The sequence below is a fragment of the Anoxybacillus sp. FSL W8-0382 genome (assembly GCF_038003845.1).
Lineage (GTDB): Bacteria > Bacillota > Bacilli > Bacillales > Anoxybacillaceae > Anoxybacillus > Anoxybacillus flavithermus_G.
On the sequence record NZ_JBBOPX010000001.1, the window covers coordinates 1,354,993 to 1,373,803 of the forward strand.

Annotated in this window: 18 protein-coding genes and 3 pseudogenes; 16 read left to right on the top strand and 5 right to left on the bottom strand. The window is 41.2% G+C overall.

What is annotated here, in order from left to right:
• Nucleotides 1–34: 34 nt before the first annotated feature.
• Nucleotides 35–376: a DUF3992 domain-containing protein gene (locus NSS60_RS07170; RefSeq protein ID WP_004890209.1), complete on the bottom strand. Its 342-nt coding sequence runs from the start codon at nt 374–376 to the stop codon at nt 35–37.
• A 192-nt stretch (nt 377–568) separates the two neighbouring features.
• Between NSS60_RS07170 and NSS60_RS07175 the strand changes: the two genes are divergently transcribed.
• Nucleotides 569–1,435 (top strand): DUF3992 domain-containing protein, encoded by an 867-nt coding sequence (locus tag NSS60_RS07175; protein WP_230456182.1) that lies wholly within the window; start codon nt 569–571, stop codon nt 1,433–1,435.
• A 30-nt stretch (nt 1,436–1,465) separates the two neighbouring features.
• Here NSS60_RS07175 and NSS60_RS07180 read toward each other — a convergent pair whose 3' ends face one another.
• Entirely contained in the window at nt 1,466–2,002 is a 537-nt protein-coding gene (locus NSS60_RS07180; protein WP_004890214.1) for a hypothetical protein, read from the bottom strand.
• A 65-nt stretch (nt 2,003–2,067) separates the two neighbouring features.
• Nucleotides 2,068–2,326, bottom strand: a pseudogene (locus tag NSS60_RS07185) (FAD-dependent oxidoreductase); the annotation flags it as partial.
• Between the two features lie 168 nt (nt 2,327–2,494).
• Here NSS60_RS07185 and NSS60_RS07190 point away from each other — a divergent pair.
• Both NSS60_RS07190 and NSS60_RS07195 read left to right on the top strand, forming a co-directional pair.
• Nucleotides 2,495–4,249 (top strand): ABC transporter transmembrane domain-containing protein, encoded by a 1,755-nt coding sequence (locus NSS60_RS07190; protein ID WP_004890216.1) that lies wholly within the window; start codon nt 2,495–2,497, stop codon nt 4,247–4,249.
• Nucleotides 4,246–6,012, top strand: coding sequence for an ABC transporter ATP-binding protein (locus tag NSS60_RS07195; RefSeq protein WP_004890217.1), 1,767 nt, complete (start codon nt 4,246–4,248; stop codon nt 6,010–6,012). The genes NSS60_RS07190 and NSS60_RS07195 overlap by 4 nt, the downstream gene beginning before the upstream one ends.
• Before the next feature lie 25 nt (nt 6,013–6,037).
• Here the strand turns inward: NSS60_RS07195 and NSS60_RS07200 are convergent, their stop codons facing one another.
• Complete coding sequence (locus tag NSS60_RS07200; protein WP_004890221.1) at nt 6,038–6,964, bottom strand: MBL fold metallo-hydrolase; 927 nt, start codon at nt 6,962–6,964, stop codon at nt 6,038–6,040.
• A gap of 347 nt (nt 6,965–7,311) precedes the next feature.
• On the opposite strand from NSS60_RS07200, the gene NSS60_RS07205 reads away from it, so the two are divergent.
• Nucleotides 7,312–7,767, top strand: a complete 456-nt coding sequence (locus tag NSS60_RS07205) for a hypothetical protein (RefSeq protein WP_230456183.1) — start codon at nt 7,312–7,314, stop codon at nt 7,765–7,767.
• Nucleotides 7,768–7,823: 56 nt separating this feature from the next.
• Here the strand turns inward: NSS60_RS07205 and NSS60_RS07210 are convergent, their stop codons facing one another.
• Nucleotides 7,824–9,005 (bottom strand): IS701 family transposase, encoded by a 1,182-nt coding sequence (locus tag NSS60_RS07210; protein ID WP_088223189.1) that lies wholly within the window; start codon nt 9,003–9,005, stop codon nt 7,824–7,826.
• Between the two features lie 120 nt (nt 9,006–9,125).
• On the opposite strand from NSS60_RS07210, the pseudogene NSS60_RS07215 reads away from it, so the two are divergent.
• The 12 genes and pseudogenes from NSS60_RS07215 to NSS60_RS07270 all read left to right on the top strand — a co-directional run.
• A pseudogene (locus NSS60_RS07215) lies at nt 9,126–9,623 on the top strand (endonuclease I family protein); the annotation flags it as partial.
• A gap of 66 nt (nt 9,624–9,689) precedes the next feature.
• Nucleotides 9,690–9,914, top strand: a complete 225-nt coding sequence (locus tag NSS60_RS07220) for a hypothetical protein (protein WP_035018629.1) — start codon at nt 9,690–9,692, stop codon at nt 9,912–9,914.
• 93 nt (nt 9,915–10,007) lie between these two features.
• Nucleotides 10,008–10,205 carry a hemolysin XhlA family protein gene (locus NSS60_RS07225; protein ID WP_004890228.1) on the top strand — a complete coding sequence of 66 codons (198 nt, stop codon included), beginning with the start codon at nt 10,008–10,010 and terminating at the stop codon, nt 10,203–10,205.
• Entirely contained in the window at nt 10,205–10,459 is a 255-nt protein-coding gene (locus NSS60_RS07230) for a phage holin family protein (RefSeq protein WP_004890231.1), read from the top strand. Before NSS60_RS07225 ends, NSS60_RS07230 begins: the two co-directional genes overlap by 1 nt.
• Complete coding sequence (locus NSS60_RS07235; protein WP_004890232.1) at nt 10,459–11,136, top strand: N-acetylmuramoyl-L-alanine amidase; 678 nt, start codon at nt 10,459–10,461, stop codon at nt 11,134–11,136. The genes NSS60_RS07230 and NSS60_RS07235 overlap by 1 nt, the downstream gene beginning before the upstream one ends.
• A 108-nt stretch (nt 11,137–11,244) precedes the next feature.
• Nucleotides 11,245–12,465, top strand: a complete 1,221-nt coding sequence (locus tag NSS60_RS07240) for a peptidoglycan-binding protein (protein ID WP_340720765.1) — start codon at nt 11,245–11,247, stop codon at nt 12,463–12,465.
• Nucleotides 12,466–12,523: 58 nt separating this feature from the next.
• Entirely contained in the window at nt 12,524–13,972 is a 1,449-nt protein-coding gene (tnpC, locus tag NSS60_RS07245) for an IS66 family transposase (RefSeq protein ID WP_088223283.1), read from the top strand.
• A gap of 176 nt (nt 13,973–14,148) precedes the next feature.
• A complete protein-coding gene (locus NSS60_RS07250) occupies nt 14,149–14,454 on the top strand; it encodes a contact-dependent growth inhibition system immunity protein (protein WP_019417960.1) in 306 nt (101 codons plus the stop codon).
• Nucleotides 14,455–14,541: 87 nt separating this feature from the next.
• A pseudogene (locus NSS60_RS07255) lies at nt 14,542–15,504 on the top strand (hypothetical protein); the annotation flags it as partial.
• A 155-nt stretch (nt 15,505–15,659) separates the two neighbouring features.
• Nucleotides 15,660–16,973: an ammonium transporter gene (locus NSS60_RS07260; protein ID WP_064214479.1), complete on the top strand. Its 1,314-nt coding sequence runs from the start codon at nt 15,660–15,662 to the stop codon at nt 16,971–16,973.
• A 13-nt stretch (nt 16,974–16,986) separates the two neighbouring features.
• Entirely contained in the window at nt 16,987–18,015 is a 1,029-nt protein-coding gene (locus NSS60_RS07265) for a DUF294 nucleotidyltransferase-like domain-containing protein (protein WP_004890244.1), read from the top strand.
• Between the two features lie 3 nt (nt 18,016–18,018).
• Nucleotides 18,019–18,738 carry an exonuclease domain-containing protein gene (locus tag NSS60_RS07270; RefSeq protein ID WP_004890245.1) on the top strand — a complete coding sequence of 240 codons (720 nt, stop codon included), beginning with the start codon at nt 18,019–18,021 and terminating at the stop codon, nt 18,736–18,738.
• Nucleotides 18,739–18,811 lie beyond the last annotated feature (73 nt).

Below are 18,811 nucleotides of genomic sequence, written 5' to 3' on the forward strand. Positions count from 1 at the left end.
AAAGGTGTTCCAACTAACGGAACACCTTCATTCATTAACATTTTTTATAATGCACAGTCATACATAACTTTCCACAGCAAATAGAACCAGTTGATCCGTCGGGTTTAAGACATGTAATTGATACTTTTTTCAAACTATTAAATGTTTTAGAAAACGATTGTCCTTCTGTTAACGTAGCAATTAATGTATCGTTCACATATACTTCGACACCATCACAACTATTTTCCACTAATACCGTTACGGTTCCAAATGGTTTAATGACATCCCCATCTGCTTCCCAAATCGTACGATCTGTACTGTCGCAACGAAACTCCCAGTTTTGACAAACTTCATCCGTCGCGATTGGACGGTCTGGACAACATCCGCCACAGCTCATTATATCCGCTCCTTTTTGTTTTTTATGGAAAAATGCTCTTCCCTTATATACAATGCAGCAAACAAAAAAGTGTGTAGGATGTTGTCCTATGTTTCGTACCTATTTTTTATTACATTTTTTCATCGTACGTCTATGCACGAATGTATATCGACACATAGTATGATATATCGAATGAAAAGGAGGGAGTGGCAGGTGGAGAAGCATTGTATTCATGTGGAAAAAGTGTTTGATTGGGTTTCGCGTTCGATAAAATTAACGAAAAGAGAGACGTTGACCGAGCCGATTGTCGAGCATAATATTTGTGTTAACATTTGCGCGCCATGCGAGGAAAAAACGATCGTATGGTCAGCGGAAGAACATGTGCATGCGTTTGGAACGGTGACGGTTGTATATTATGAACAAGGGTGCGGACGACAAATGGACGTTTTGATTAACGGAGAAATCGTATGTTCATTACAAGAAGGGGAATCCCGTTCATTGACGATGTCACATTTGCGCGATGTGCATGTTGAATGTAAAGGAAATGGGACGTGCGTCGGACGTGTATGCATTCAACTTCATCAACAGCTCGATCGTCTTGACGATTGTGAACATATTCGTTGTATATTGACCGATGCGTGCGGTCAGCCGATTGTGCCAGAACAGATGACTTGTCGTGTGCTTGATGAACGCCAGACGGTGCATGTCACGTTGCCAAACGGAAAGAAAGTTGCATTGCAAAAAATATATGTTCTCGTTGAAACATTTATTGTATTACAATGTACACGAAAAGATGGGACGGTATGGAAAACAAAACCGATTTCACTAGCAACGATCGAGGACGTATTATTATGTGCCCCGCCAGAGACGGATATCGTTTGTGAAACGGTTGTTGCTGACTGTAAAGCAGCGCTTCTTTCAACAACGTGCCCGCAAATACTCATTTCTGTTCATCTTTGTCAACATATTCAATCGCTCGGACGTGTCAAAATTGAAATTGAAGGAACAACATGCACGCCGCGCGTCGAACAACAAGTCGACATATGCCCACCACATCACATACCCAGTTGTCCGATATAAAAAGAGAGCGACGCGTCAAGCGAAGCTCTCTTATCGCGTAAAGCCAAATATGCCCGAAATAAAACAGCTGTTGATGATCCATGTGTTGTTCATTGTTGTCAAACGCACGGTTCCCTTCCCGACGGCATCGATTGTAACATTTTGTATATTGTTAAACTGTCCCGTCGCAAGTGTATCGACATCTACCGTTTGTCCTTGAATACGTTGCAAAAAGCTTGTAATTGAACGTTCACAACAATCACACGTTTCGTCAATGGCAGGAAGAGGAATATCCTTTAACACATTTCCTCTCACCCCGACGACGTTACAAATCGAAAATGCTGCTGAACGTTTATTTTGTCCGCTTCCAGGGATCGTACCGGTGACAATCAAGTCATTTACGATCTCACTAACAGTAAAATTATTATTTCCTTGCCCTGGCCCTGTTTGATCGAGCATGGCAACATCGACTTTTTTTCCGTTTAGCTGTGCTAGCACCTCTTTCATTCCTTCGACACAGCACGGGCATTCATCGCGCTGTGGTGGTATTGGTTTATGACGCACAGGTGCACAACAACATTTTTTCATTTCGTTTCCTCCTCTCTATTTTATCTTATGAATGAGAGAGAGGAACGGTGTGGACGGGCGGCTATAAAAACGGATTGCGCCATTCCATAAGCAAGGCGTAGTTTTGTCATCGTACTTCCGTATCCTGCTTTTCGTTTGTCGATGACAACAACGTCTAAATCCGTTTCACTCAAATAATAAGCACATAACGCTCCTGATCTGCCCGCTCCGACAATTAATACGTCGCATTGTATGTCGTTGTCTAGCGGTGGATACGAAGGGGGCATCAGGAAATGTCGTTGGCCAGTATAATTTTCCTGTTTGTAAATCCATCGCAACAACCATCTTTTTTATTCGTTTTAGTCTTTTTTAGATTGGCTTGCATATGTAAAAGTATGCGATAAGAGTAACACTATTTATATACTAACATAACAAAAAAACTTTCTTATTTTTGGAATATTTGATAAAATAGAACGAAACGACAATCGAAGTACGAAAAGGTAGGGATAGTGTATGAGAGTATTTCTCGATTTAATGTGGTTTTTTAAACAAGAAAAAAAAGCATACATAATCGGCATTATATTACTTGCGATCGTTTCATTGCTTGAGCTCGTTCCCCCAAAAGTAATTGGGCATGTTGTGGATGCTGTAAAAGCAGGAGAACTGACGAAAGAAAAGCTGATTATGTGGTTAAGCTTGCTTGCAGGTGTTGCGCTTTGTATGTACGGTTGTCGTTACGTTTGGCGGACGATGATTTTTGGCTCAGCAGCAAAGCTCGCCCGGTTGTTGCGCGATCGGCTATATGAGCACTTTACGATGATGTCGCCGTCATTTTACCAAAATCGCCGCATCGGTGATTTAATGGCGCATGCGACAAATGATTTACAAGCGATTCAACAAACAGCAGGTGTTGGCGTCTTGACGCTTGTTGACTCATTATGCATTGGGGGCTTTGTCATCGCGACAATGGCGTTAACAATTAGCTGGAAACTGACGCTTATTTGTTTATTGCCGATGCCGCTTATGGCGTATTTAACAAGCTATTACGGTTCTTTGCTTCATCAACGGTTCCATTATGCGCAAGAGGCATTTTCTGCTTTAAACGATAAAGTACAAGAAAGCATCGCTGGAATCAAAGTAATAAAAACGTTTGGACAAGAAAAAGAAGAAATTGAATCGTTTCGAGCGCAAGTTGATGACGTCGTTCGAAAAAATATGGCAGTTGCTCGCATTGATTCGTTGTTTGATCCAACGATTTCGCTCATTGTCGGCGTGTCGTTTTTTTTATCGATTGTTTTTGGGGCACGTTTTGTCGTTCAAGGAGAGCTAACGATTGGACAGCTCGTTTCTTTTACGATGTATTTAGGACTGCTCATTTGGCCGATGTTAGCATTTGGATGGTTGTTTAATATTGTCGAACGCGGTAGGGCTTCGTATGATCGGGTGTCATCATTGTTGCGTGAAAAATCGGATATACAAGAAGACGATGGATTGCTTGATGAAGTGCCGACAGGTGACATCACATATGACATTCGTTCCTTTACGTATCCGAATGAAACGGAACCGATATTGCAACACATTCAGTTTACGTTAAAGAAAGGGGAAACGTTAGGAATTGTCGGGAAAACAGGAGCCGGAAAGACAACGCTTTTGAAAGTGTTGCTGCGGGAGTTTGTTGGAATAGATGGAGACGTGTATTTTGGTGGATATTCGATCACGCAATATCGATTAGAACGATTGCGTGAAGCGATTGGCTATGTCCCGCAAGATCATTTTCTTTTTTCTGCTTCCATCCGAGATAATATTGCGTTCGCTCGCCCTGATGCAAGTCAAGAAGAAGTGGAACGGGTCGCTAAACTCGCTCAAGTGCATGATGATATTATGCAGTTTCCAGAAGGATATGAAACGGTCGTTGGCGAAAGAGGCGTTTCTTTATCTGGAGGACAAAAACAACGGTTGTCGATTGCTCGTGCGCTGTTGCTTAATCCAGAAGTGCTCATTTTAGATGATTCGCTATCGGCTGTAGATGCACAAACAGAGGAGCGTATTTTGCAGTCATTGAAAGAAAATCGTGCGGGAAAGACGACAATGATTGCGACACATCGGTTAAGTGCCATTCAACATGCACATCTCATTTTAGTGCTTGAAGATGGAAAAATTGTTCAACGTGGCACGCATGACGAGCTCGTTGCACAAGACGGATGGTATCGGGATATGTACGTTCGTCAACAGCTTGAACAATTTGTGGAACGTGGGGGTGCGCAATGAAATCAAATATGAATCAACGACAAGTGTTTATGCGACTGATGGGCTATACTGCACCGCATCGAAAGTCGTTGTTGTTCGCTTTTTTTCTTTTAGCGTTAACGACTGCTGGAGACGTACTTGGTCCGATCATTGTAAAAATTTTTATTGACGATTATTTAGCGCAGATGACATTTCCGCTTCGAGCAATGATCGGACTAGCGACAGCGTATATCATGATTCATATCGGAAAAGTGTTTCTTTCTTATTTTCAATTATTAAAGTTCCAAGAGATTGCATTAAAAATCATTCAACAATTGCGCATAGACGTGTTTGCGAAAGTGCAATCATTAGGAATGCGTTACTTTGATCGCACGCCAGCTGGAAGCATCGTTTCACGAGTGACAAATGATACAGAAGCCATTAAAGAAATGTTTGTTGAAGTGCTTGTCACGTTTATTCAAAGTGCTTTTTTCTTAGTCGGCGTGTTTGTCGCAATGTTTTTGCTTGATGTCCGATTAGCTGCTTTTTGTTTAGTCATTTTACCGACCATTTATTTTATTATCCGTACGTATCGGAAGTACAGTTCGGTGTTTTATAGCGATTTACGCGAATATTTAAGTCAACTCAATGCGAAATTAAATGAGTCACTTCAAGGAATGGCGATCATTCAAGCGTTCCGTCAACAAAAGCGGATGAAAGAGCAATTCGGAGTCATTAATGAAAAACATTATACGGCAGCGATGAAAAATATTAAACTAGATAGTTTATTGCTTCGTCCAGCAACAGACTTAGTTTATGTGTTTTCGCTCATTGTTGTGTTAAGTTATTTCGGTATTTCTTCCTTTCAAAGTCCAGTTGAAATTGGAGTGTTATATGCTTTTGTCAATTATTTAGAGCGTTTTTTTGAACCGATTAACCAAATGATGATGCGGCTATCGATGTTTCAACAAGCGCTTGTTGCTTCCTCACGTGTATTTCAATTGTTAGATGAACAAGAAGAAGAACCGAAACAAGCTGAAAAACCGCTTGTTATTGAAAAAGGAACGGTTGAATTTCGCAACGTATCGTTTAGCTACGATGGAAAACGCGATGTGCTAAAAAATATTTCGTTTATTGCTCGACCAGGAGAGACAGTTGCGCTCGTCGGGCATACCGGAAGCGGAAAAAGCTCAATTATTCAACTGCTCATGCGTTTTTATGAGTTTGAACGTGGTGATATTTTGATTGATGGTCATTCGATTAAAGAGTATCCAAAGAGAGAGTTGCGGAAACATATCGGCCTTGTGCTTCAAGACCCGTTTTTGTTTTATGGGACGGTACGAGATAACATTCGGCTCCATCATCAACATTTGACGGATGAACATATTGAGCAAGCTGCCAAATTCGTTCAAGCTCATGCGTTTATTGAAAAGTTGCCAAAAGGGTATGATCATCCCGTAACAGAGAGAGGGACGACGTTCTCAAGCGGCCAGCGTCAGCTCATTGCGTTTGCTCGTACAATTGCGATGAACCCAAAAATATTAGTGCTTGATGAAGCGACTGCAAACATTGATACAGAAACAGAAGAAGCGATTCAACAAGCGCTTGAAAAGATGAGAAAAGGGCGAACAACGATTGCCATCGCCCATCGCTTATCAACAATTCAGGATGCAGATCAAATTCTTGTCTTGCATCAAGGGGAAATTGTCGAGCGTGGCACTCATCAGCAATTGCTTGCAAAACGAGGATTGTATTATCGCATGTACGTATTGCAAAATGGGGTAACGGAAGATATATGTATATAAGAGAATAAGTCTGAACCGCCACGCTTTATGTGGCGGTTTCACAATGTACGATTTCGCCTAATTTCAGCACACGTAGTTGTTCGTTCGGAAAGTTGCGACGTTTCCATTCAGCATAAAGGCGATCTAACGCTTCTTTTGGTGTATCATCAGCTAGCGGGAATGTGCCATAATGCATCGGAATAAATGTTTTCGCCCGGCAATCGACAAATGCTTGAATGGCTTCTTCAGGGGTAACGTGTTGAGGCCCCATAAACCACTCGGGTTCATATGCACCAATCGGCAATAAAGCGTAATCGATATGGAAACGTTCCCCAATATCGCGAAATCCATGAAAATATCCGCTATCCCCTGCAAAATAAAACGTCGGTTTATCTTTTGCTTCAATCACCCATCCACCCCAATGGGACGTATTTGTATCAAATAACGTTCGTTTCGACCAATGTTGTGCAGGAACGAATGTGAATGAAACATCTCGTTCGACAACGGTGTCCCACCAATTGCATTCCACAACATGCTCGAACCCTCTTTTCAGAAAGGATGAACGCAACCCGCTCGGTACAAGAATGAGTGGGTTTCCTTTCAGTTTTTTAATGCTCGCAAAATGTAGGTGATCGTAGTGACTATGAGAAATTAATATGACGTCAACGGGAGGTAGATCGTCAATCGACAGAGCGGGCTCCGTTAGTCTGCGGATCGTTCCTAATCGTTTTGCCCAAACTGGATCTGTAACAATCGTCAATCCGTTTATTTGAATAATGAATGTCGCATGCCCTATCCATGTGAGTAGCGTTTGCCCCGTATTTGTATGTAGCAACGAAGGTTGAATATGTTCGCAAGGCAAAGTATATGACCAATCTTTCTTTTTTTGTCTTCTTTCCGCATACCATTTCCGCAAGTCAGCAAACGATTTCGTTGTTGGGACGCCACCTAAATTTTCATATCGCTTTCTCATTTTTTCTCCTCCGATATGGGTGTTTCTTTCAAGTATTACATTCTATATATAATCCTTTATTGTTATATAACATAATTTCATTGTTTTTTGTTCGTATTAATAAAAAATATATCTATGTTCGATTTTTGTCACTATCTATTTTATCAAAAGAAAGGCTTGCTGGTGAAAATGAAAGGCAAGAGCTTTCTATATTTGTTAAGAGATATTTTAGTAAGGGGAGTCACTATGCTCTGTTCTATTTTTTATTGTGTACATATTGATTATAATAGGTGTATGAAACAAAAGAGCGGAGACGTAATGGACAATATACGAATACATTATAGTAAAAATGATTGGAGAGAAGAATGGTGGAAGATGTTATCCATCAACATGCAGAGCAGCTGAAGCGTTGGGAAGAAAAACAGAAAGAAATTTTGCAAGAACTTATTGAAAATCAACAAAAAATTCGGCAACAAAACGCTTTATATTATAACGAAAAGGAAGAAGAGCGCATCATTGACCGATATTACGAACACATCGATCATCAAACGGATGGAAAGTTGTTATTTCAAGCGTATCACGATTTAATGAAACGGACGCATATACGTCGCATCCCGTATTTTTTAAGCAAAGATTACTATTTATACACATGGGTCGATTTGCAGCCGGATGGAACAGTAAAAAGCATTTATTCGGGGAAAAAGAAAGATCCACGTACAATTATTTTACAAGATTACGAGATCATTCAAAAGCGATATGAACAATTTGTTCAGCTTGTAAAAAAGGCAAAAAAAAGCGAACTCGATTTTAATCAAAAACTGTAGTTGAGCAATTTTCGTTACAATAATTACCATTTAAAAAGAGACAAACAGGGTACCCCTTATGCCACGTGGAGCTGTTTTTTCACGGTATCAATGGGAATATTTTGTTTTGCTGCACGATAAATGAACTCCACGAGGCTATGTCCTTTTCTCTTGCGCAGGAGATCGAGCCCATCCGAAAAATCACTGTTAGACTCGAACATGCTGTACACATACGCAAGTTGCACCAAGATCCAATACCGTTTCACCGCCCGACGCCCGCGAACGCGGTATCCATCGAGTTTCAGCTGGTCTTTCGCTTGACGGAAAAAACATTCGATCGACCAACGTGCAGCATAGTAGCGCAAGATCTCTTCATCGCTTAGCTCGCGATCGGTGCTCAAGACGCAATGAAGATGTTTCGGCGTCATCGGCTGATCGGCTTTCCATGCGAGCAGCACCACGGCATCCTTGAGACCGTTCAGAGCGCCTTCGTAGCGATACACCCGATAACGCTCTTTTCCCACCGTGACGAGGCGGGTATCCCGTGGCTCCATAGATTTGGCAAATTCTTTTGCTTGAATGGCCGTCCCTTTTGGATAGAGAATCCGATTCGTCTTCAGCATCGCGATGACGTGGAACCCTTTTTTTAAGCAGGCTCCCACGAGGGTTTTCGATGGATACCAAGAGTCCATGAGCACATAAACGGGTCGACTCACATCCAACGAAGAAAGCATCTCGATCGCGAGTTCCCCTTTGCTTTTCCCCACCGTCTTGTCGTAGAGGCGAAAGGCAAAAGGAAACGCTTGGGTCATCGTATGAACCATGAGCCAAACGAGAGAATGTCCCCAGATCGACTTTTTCTCTGCGTGAGAATAGTGCCAATCACACCCTTGAATGGCGTGTGTTGCCCGTGACGAGGGCTTCGTTTTTTGGCAAATCGTATCATCGATCGAAACAAAAATGGGTTGATTCTCTCGTTTCGAGCTGCGTTCGACACGATGAAGCACCCACTGTTGGAGTTTGCGAAGCAGCGTCTCTTCCTCCCATGGGCTTTTCGTGAAAAAATGGCTCAGTGTCGTGCGATGGTTCGGATGAAAACTCCCATGATGTAGATCGGTCAGCGTTCCCGAAAAGCCCTTTGTAATCATCGCATCCACGATATGAACGAGATGCTTCATGACAGGTTTCGAGAAATAAAGGGCCAACCCCAACATCGTCAAAAACTTGTGGATTCCTTGGTGATGTGCTAATCTATTCATGAGACATGAACCTCCTTGTGAATGGTTTGTTGGCACATCTATTCTAACCAAGGAATCGGGTTCATGTCTTCTTTTTTGTTTGGTTGTAAATTTATGTTAGTAAATTTGCTCATCTACAGTCAAAAAATAAAATTGGTTGATCAACAATTGAAATTTAATGCCGAACATGTCGTGCCACAATCGTGGTTTGGGGCAAAGGAACCAATGAAAGGGGATTTGCATCACTTATTTGTTTGTGAACCGCGATGCAATTCTATTCGCTCGAATTTTCCGTATGCGGATTTTCCGTTTTATGAACCAGAGTCTCCTAATGAAATCGTTCAAAACGATTGTGGCGTGGCATACGGGGAACATTTTGAACCTGAACACGGAAAAGGGGCGGTGGCGCGAGCGATGCTATACTTTCTCGTTCGCTATCCACGAGCAATCAAACAGTCGTTTATTGACCAAATTAATATTTCGCTACTCATTCAATGGCATAAACAGTTTCCAGTTACAATGTATGAAAAACATCGTAACGCAGCCATTTTCCGCATTCAAGGAAATCGCAATCCATTCATCGATAAACCAAATCTTGTTGATCAACTTTATTTTTTGATTGGACGTAAAAGTGATTAGGCGTTCGCACACATCGTTCCCTTTTTCATATGCTGTATTACAGTTTATGAAAAGGGGAAGAGGACGATGGGTGTGGAGTTAACAGCGTTACATTGGATTTACGTCTCATTTATTTGTATCATTATCGCATTGATGATTTGGCGTAAAGATACATCTTTAGCTTGTATGGTAGGCATTTTTTTGTTAGCGATTACAGCGACAGGATCTTTACCGCAGCGAAGACGACATAGCGGATATATTCGGTATGGATCCAGCGTTCTTCAAAACATCCGTTGTGAGGGAGGTGATTAGTTACTATTAGGAATGTCTACTTAAATAATGCTAATGCAGACAGTGAGGTAGTTCACTGTCTTTTTGTATTCTTTCCGGAAAGGTTGTGAGTGGATGGAACAACGCATTCAAAAATTGGAGGCAGACATGGTGGATGTAAAAACACGCTTGGCGGTCGCAGAATCAAACATCAAAGATATGCGTGAAGATATTTCGGCAATCAAGAACAACACAACATGGATTTTACGGTTAATTGTAGGCGGGATTGTAGGAGCTTTATTAACTTTCATGTTTCGAGGAGGAATGCAATAATGGAAGCTATTCTTTCAGTTGAATTTACCGCGTATGTAGCGTTGGCCGTGTTGTTGTATGCCATTCGTGAAGCAACAAACATTCCTAATCGCTATATCCCAATTGTCGCGGTTGTGTTAGGCGTTGCTTTCTCTATCTTTGAGAAGAACGCTTTTTCTTTTGAAGTGTTAGTCCAGGGGCTTCAATATGCACTGTACGGTGTTGGTTCGGTGGCGACTGTGAAATATGCACTTGAAAAAAGGGGAGATAAATAATGGTGAGAATTGTGCTTGACGCAGGACATGGTGGAAAGGATGTAGGAGCGGTCGGGAACGGCTTGAGAGAGAAGGACTTAACACTTACTATCGTCAAGCATATTGGGCGTATGCTTGGTGAATATGAAGGCGTAGAAGTGCATTATACACGTACCGATGACCGATTCTTGGAATTATCCGAACGCGCGGAGCTCGCAAACAAATTGAAAGCCGACTACTTCATTTCCGTCCATATCAATGCCGGCGGCGGCACGGGATTCGAATCATATGTGCACCCAAACGCTAACTCAGCAACGATTGCGTATCAAAATGTAATTCATGCGGAAATCATGAAAGCGATCGGCAACGTGACTGATCGTGGTAAGAAGCGAGCTAACTATGCTGTTTTGCGCGAAACACACATGCCGGTCATCTTGACGGAGAATCTTTTCATCGACAATGCCAATGACACGGCGAAACTCAAGTCAGAGCAATTCCTTCTACAAGTCGCGCATGGTCACGTTGAAGGTATCGTGAAAGTGTTTGGGTTGAAGAAAAAAGCAAAAACACAACCACAACAAAAAGTGCCTGACGGAAAACTCTATAGAGTGCAAGTCGGGGCGTTCAGCGACATAGAAAATGCAGAACGGCTTGCGGAGGAATTGAAAAAGAAAGGATATCCGTCTATCATCGTGTGACCCCTGCTACTCGGCAGGGGATTTTTTTGTTTTTATGACATGTTTCGACATTTTTCATGATGGTTGTCTGATATGATAATAAACAAAAAATAACTAGGGGGATCAAAAATGTACGTTGTGGATAGTGTTGGTAGAGTCACTTATCCATCTAACTTTGCAAATAATTTATGGAGTGGGCAAACGCTAAAAAGAGGTGATCGAAATGATTATGTGAAAACGCTGCAATCTTGGCTTTACAAAGCCGGATTTAACCCTGGGGGAATTGATGGAGTTTATGGAGCAAATACAGAGAAGGCTGTGAAGGAATTTCAGAAGAAGGTTGGAATCACGACCGATGGAATTGCGGGGAAACAAACGTACCAAGCTCTACAAGAGTATGTGAGAACACAAACAACAGTGTCCCGATCAAACTCATCAGGTAGCGATGATCATTGGACAGGTCAGACGCTTAGAGAAGGAAGCAAAGGAGAGGCTGTAAAGGAATTACAAAGAATGTTAAATTCGGCAGGATATAATATTAAAGTGGATGGTGTATATGGTTCCGAGACAGAGGGAGCTGTAAGAAGTTTTCAAAAATCAGTTGGTATATCTGTTGATGGTGTAGCCGGGGCGCAAACTTATAGAAGTCTAAAGTCTTATATCTCATCAAAAGCTAATAAGGGCGTAACAGTTGATATATCTAAAGAAGCACAAAGACTTCAAAAAGAGGCAGAGGAAAAGAAGAAACAGGAATTAGCTAAGTCACTAATGGATGTGGTCACCGATTTTGTTCCTGTTGTTGGTCAATTTAAAGACGCATATAATCTTGTCAATACTTTATTTAATCCTAATGCTACTGCTAAAGAAGTTGGATTAGCATTATTTGCATTCATACCTGTTATTGGAGACTTAAAAGACTTAAAAAATATTGGGAAAGCAGTCGATGTAATCAAAACGACGGTAAAAAAAGGAACAGATAAAATTGATGATGCTGCAGTCAAATTCATTTCAGATAAAATAAACAATATTGACGCAGGAACATTATTAAATTATTCTGAAGATAAAGGTCATACAATTCTAAAACATGTTTCTTTAAAAGATAATGAATTAATTGATCGTATGAAATCAGAAAGAAAAGACGTAAGTACTTATACTAATAAAACTACTGCCAATAATGTGATTGAACTAACAATAAAAGCGAATGCTGATAAAATTGCTGGTTGGCTGTTAAACTCCGAAAGTACAACATTAAGTCTAAATTATAAATATAAACATCCGGTGGGAAGAGGAGTTAAAAAGGGTGCAAATAAAATTGATGTAACTATTCAGCCACATCATAAAGTGAGCTGAATATTTTTTGCTTTTCCTGTCTATGATGTGAATATTGATAGACAAGGAGGTGAATCGCATGTTGACGGTACAACAAGCTGTATTTACAGTTGAAAGCTTAATCAGCAAAGTCCAACAACAAAAGCAGCTCATTACTCACCAACAACAAGTCATTGAGCAACTGTTGAAAGAAAACAAACAGCTACGCAAAGAAAATGAACAACTGAAGTACCGTGTTCAAGAGCTGGAAGCACGCACGAAAAAAAACAGCTCCAATAGCCATTTGCCCCCATCTTCTGACCGTTTTGCCAACACACGTTCTTCTCGTCAACCATCTGGCAACAAGCCAGGCGGACAAGAAGGACATCAAGGAACGACGCTCCGTCAAGTGGAACATCCACATCATCGTGTCGTCCACCGTGTGCATACGTGTCAAGGATGTGGGGTTTCTTTGCGTGACGTCAAACCGTTCAAAGTCGATATCCGTCAAGTGTTTGATGTCCCTCCTGTGGCGATCGAGGTGACACAACATGAACGTGAAGTGAAATCGTGTCCGCATTGTCGATGCGTGCAACAAGCCGAATTCCCATCCCATGTCACGAATCATGTGCAATACGGTCCACGCCTTACTGCGCTCGTTGTTTATTTACATCATATCCAATTGATCCCGTACAAGCGTTTAAGTGATACAATCGAAGCGTTATATCAACACTCGATTAGTACAGGAACCCTTGCCAATATGGTGAAACGAGGACGCGAAGCGCTGGAATCAAATATGGACATCATCGAAGACGCCTTACTTGAATCCAACATCCTGCATGTCGATGAAACGAGTTTGCGCATCAATGGGAAACTCGCATGGGTGCATGTCGCGTGTACATCGAGATATACATACTTGGCTTCTCACGCTTCTCGTGGAAAGAAAGCAACGGATGAGATCGGGATTCTTCCACAATACAAAGGGACGATGATGCACGATGGGTTCGGTACGTATCCGAAATACACACATGCCACCCATGCCCTTTGTCATGCCCACCATTTGCGTGAGTTAAAAGGATTCATCGAACAAGGGCATACGTGGGCGATGCGCATGACCACGTTTCTGTTAGCCGCCAAGCAAGCCGTCGAAGCCCATCACGGTGCACTTTCCGAAGAAGAAGCGAGACGGTGGGAACGAGTGTATGATCGCATCCTAGAAAGAGCACAACATCGATTGGAAACGATGACACCTCTTCCGAAAAAAGCACTCGCTTTTGTTCGACGGCTTCAGAAACGAAAGGAAGAAGCGTTGCGTTTCTTACGTGAAGTACATGTTCCCTTTGACAACAACCAAGCCGAACGCGATCTTCGCATGGTTAAAGTCAAAGAGAACATTTCGGGTACGTTTCGCGTAGAAACATTCGCCCAGTCTTTTTGTATCACAAGAAGCATCGTTTCCACACTGACGAAACACGAAAAAAACGTGTGGGATTCGTTATGTCTTCTGTTGACGGGTGACACGCTTGATCGCGTTCTTTCTACCACTTAGGGCATTTTCTATTACGGGGATGCCCTATTTGTGTTGCGCTTCTTTACATACTACTATCGGAGTGAATAGTTACAAATTGATTATGACCTAAGAAATACTTTCACATTATTAAAAAGAGATCCTAATTCTCCATATGGTTTTTATATTGTTACATCTTATCCGAAGTGGTGATGAATATGATGGAAATTGAGAGAAAATTTAAGACGCTTAAATACTTTGTAGACGGATATTATAATCAATCAATCGATGATCATGAATTTGACGACATGATTAGAGAATTTAGAGACGAAGAACCAGAGAGTTTGGTTAACGCATTAAGAGCTGAATTAGCTGAATTACAAAAACTAATAGACAATGGGGATAGAGAAACATTTAAAAAAGTAGAGATTTTATTGCATGATAATAGTTTACGATATATTGAGTTTGAAGATGGTCAAGCGTTTATTAATCGTGTTTTAAATGTTCTGGATAATAAAAACTAAAATATCCTTACCCAATTTAATTAAAAAAGGCGGAATATGAGCAACGAAAAGAAGGCGGAGTGATCCGCCTTGTTTTTATTGTTTCTTTTGTTGTCTATCGGTGTGGCGATGGCGATGAATTTATTCGGGCACGGCATTGCACTATCAGGTGATTTTATTATTCAAGGAGCACCGAAATTAACAGCAGACGCAGCGGGGATTCCTGTTTCCGACGTCATTTCAGCAAGCATTCCTCTCGTTTTTATCATGGGGATCGTCACCGTGACAACCGCATTTTTCTTATTGCGTCGAGATGTAAAAAAAGGTAACATTCCACAAAGCGAAGCCATTTCGATCGAAGAAAACGAAGTGCAGTCTCACTTATTAACGAGAAGGATGAAAACAACATTTGCGTTTCTCATCCCCATTTTATTTGGATTAGATGTTGTAGCGATGTACTATTTTCAATTGCAAGGTGGAGATGCAACGGCATTAATTGGTGGAACAGCGATTTTCATTTTATCTCTTTTATCAGTCGTTGCATATAAAAAGAAAAGTTTAGAACAAATTACAGATTTGTTCATTCAAGGATTTCAATTTGGGTTTAAAGTGTTCGGTCCGGTCATTCCGATTGCCGCTTTCTTCTACTTAGGAGATTCAGGATTTCAAACAATTATAGGAGAGTTTTTACCAAAACAGTCGCATGGTATTGTGAATGACTTAGGTGTTGCTTTATCTAGTGTCGTTCCATTAAGCAAAGAGGTAGGAGCGATTACGTTAACAGGAGTAGGAGCGATTACCGGATTGGATGGATCAGGTTTTTCAGGCATTTCTCTTGTTGGTTCTATTGCCAAATTGTTTGCAACGGCAATCGGAACAGGAATTGCTACATTAACAGCACTTGGTCAAATTGCAGCCATTTGGGTTGGTGGAGGAACATTAGTGCCTTGGGCGCTTATTCCAGCAGCTGCGATTTGTGGTGTTAGCCCATTTGAGTTAGCGAGACGAAATGTTGTGTCGGTTATTACAGGATTGATTGTCACGACAATTGTCGCCATGTTTCTTATTTAATTCAAGAGAGTGTCTCTATGGAGGCACTCTTTTTTATGTTACAAAACATAACATAAAAATAAAAAAATTTTCGAAAAACTGTTGCATTTCCTTCTGTTTATGTAATATATTATAACCATAAATGTTATAAAAAATAACATAAGGGAGAGATGGGAATGAATGAGGCACAGTTGAGTTTGGCGCTTGATTCACTTTGGGTTATGTTAGGAGCGATTTTAGTCATTGGAATGCAAGTCGGATTTGCTTTGTTAGAAGCTGGGTCAACACGAATGAAAAACGCAGGTCATGTCGCTGGAAAACAAATATTAAGTTTTGCGATTGCATCACTTGCGTTTTGGGCAGCAGGTTTCGCAATTACATTCGGAAAAGGGAATGGATTCATTGGCACAGAAGGATGGTTTTTAAAGGAAGGAAAAGAGACGTTTTCTTCTCTTTCGTGGGCAAACGTTCCACTTGAGTTGAAATTTCTATTTCAACTTGCCTTTGTTGGTGTATCTTTAGCGATCGCGTGGGGAGGATTTGCTGAGCGAGCAAAACTATCTGTTTACTTCATTTTTGGAACGATTTTCACGATCGCCATTTATCCAGTCATCGGTCATTGGGTATGGGGAGGCGGTTGGCTTGGAGAAATGGGAATGCAAGATTTCGCGGGCTCGACGGTTGTCCATTTACAAGGAGCGATTGCAGCACTCATTGCGACAATGTTGTTAGGGCCGCGCATTGGCAAGTTTAATAAAGATGGGACACCGAATTACATCCCAGGACACAATCAAGTATACACAGTCATTGGTGGCTTCGTATTATGGGTCGGTTGGTTTGGGTTTAATGCGGGAAGCACAATGGGAACTGCAGATGGATTTTTCGGTTATGTAGCGTTAACGACAAATATTGCGGCAGCAGCTGGCGCGATCGCTTCCATTTTGACGGCAAAATGGCTCGTTGGAAAAGCGGATATTCCAGCCATGGTCAACGGTGTATTAGCAGCTCTCGTTGCGATTACAGCAGCATGTGCATTTGTTGAGCCATGGGCAGCTGCAGTCATTGGTGCCGTTGCGGGATCGTTTACATTTTGGACGTCTGTATATTTTGAGCGAAAAGGCATTGACGATCCGATTTACGCGTTTTCAGTTCATGGTATCGCCGGTATTGTTGGTACGATTTCAACGGGCTTTTTTGCTTCACCACGTTTAGTAGAGATCACAGGAATTGGAAAACCGGGATTGTTTTATGGTGGAGGAACTGATCAACTTATCGTTCAAACAGTCGGCGTTTTAGGTGCAGCGTTGTACGTGGCGATTGTCTCATTTATTGTTTTATATACTTTAAAAAAGACGATCGGCTTACGAGTGACGCCTGAACAAGAAATTTCTGGACTTGATATTAGTGAGCATGGTTCATATGGGTATCCAGAACAATTAGATCCAGCTTATAAACAAACGACAACAGTCGTTTCATCTCGTTCGTCATGAAGATGGTGATGTCATGAATAATTTTGAAGCAATCATCGTTCGAGCGGAACAATGCAACAATATGTCAGAATTGAAGCAACTTCACGATGAAGTTGCTTTTCTCCTCTCCTCTTTTTCAATTTCTTTTTCCTGTATATTTGAAGTATACGATATGCTTTGTATGTGCCACGATGCATTCATGAAACAGGCGCTGTCGTTAGCTGAACGGGAGGTTGATCGAAAAGGAATTGGCAAAAAGCCCTCGTCTTTTTGTTGGTTTGTGATGGGGAGCAGCGGACGGAAGGAGCCGACCATTTGGACAGATCAAGATAACGGAGTAATTTTTTCATGCTTTTGCAATGAAAAAGAAGAATGCTACGTATATATGCGTGAGTATGCGCGCGTTGGTGTTCTTTTTTTGAATGAAATAGGGTATCCGTATTGTAGTGGGTATGTGATGGCAACAAATAGAAGATGGCTAAAAGAAGCAGATGATTGGAATGAACAAATTGATAAATATGTAGCAAACGAACATATAGATGATATTCGTTATTTATCTATGTTAGCTGATATGCGGCCAATTTACGGCGAGTATGCACTTGCTAATCAGCTGAAAACGACATTGTATAAAAAGATTGCGACGACTTTTTCTTTACGTAGTCGAATGATTGATAGCGTTCGTATTCCCATTGTGCCGATTGGACCTTTTGGACGGGTGTACGTCGAACGTTGGGGGGAGAAAAGCGGCATGGTTGATATAAAGCAAGGGGGGTATGTTCAGCTCAGTTATATGTTAAAATGGGTTGCCGTTCAAAAACAATTTATTGATGCGCATTCAACATTCGAGCGATTAACGCGTTGGTATGATGAAAATGGTTGTTCACAACAGCAATTTGAACGCATAAAAGAGGCACTTGAGACGTTTTTATATTTCCGTTTACGTTGTTCGTTAGAAGGAACTAATTTAGTCATCCATCATTTATCGAAAGAAGAAAAAAAGCGACTAAAAAGAGCGCTAGCAGTAGCTAAACGAGTACAACGTGATGCAAGGAAGTGGGTGTGATTGATGGAGCGACCGTTTCAATGGATCAGTCGCATACTATCGCTTGGTCTTCGATACGATCAAGCAACAGCGGTCGGTCCAGCTTTTCAACAAGAGGCGTGGATTCGAAAAATAATGAAAGAAGCAAAGAAGCATACGTATTCGCTCGAAACGCCGCTTTCTGACGTGACGTTTATTTTATTAGATACAGAGACAACAGGTTTTTCTCCACAAAGGGGAGATGAAATTTTTTCACTTGCAGCCTTAAAAACAAAAAACGGTGACCCGCTTGATTTATATTGTTCCAACTTCCGACCAAAACGCCGCATTCCCGAACATGTTGAGGTGCTTACAGGGATAACAAACGACGATGTTGCATGCGCTCCGTTATTAGAGGAGGAAATTCATCATATTCTTTCTTTTTTGAACCATGGCATTTTACTCGGTTATCATATTCAGCATGATGTGGCGTTTTTAAATGAATTTTTATCACGAAATTATCGTACAGTTTTACAACAAACAACAATAGAAATGAGAAAAATTATGGAATGTATATATCACGACTCATTTCCGACGCTTGATGATGCTCTTTCATTTTATCATCTAACTCCGATTGATCGTCATACAGCAAAAGGAGATGTCATGAGTTTATTTGAAATGTGGAAGCGAGTGTTTATAGAGTTGCAACAGTTACAAATTGATACGTTGCACGACTTATATACATTACTTAGTCAATGTTCGTAAACGAGCGTTGACTTTTTTTGTGAAAAACTATACAATTTGATTAACTTATATGAACATATATTCATATATTGAA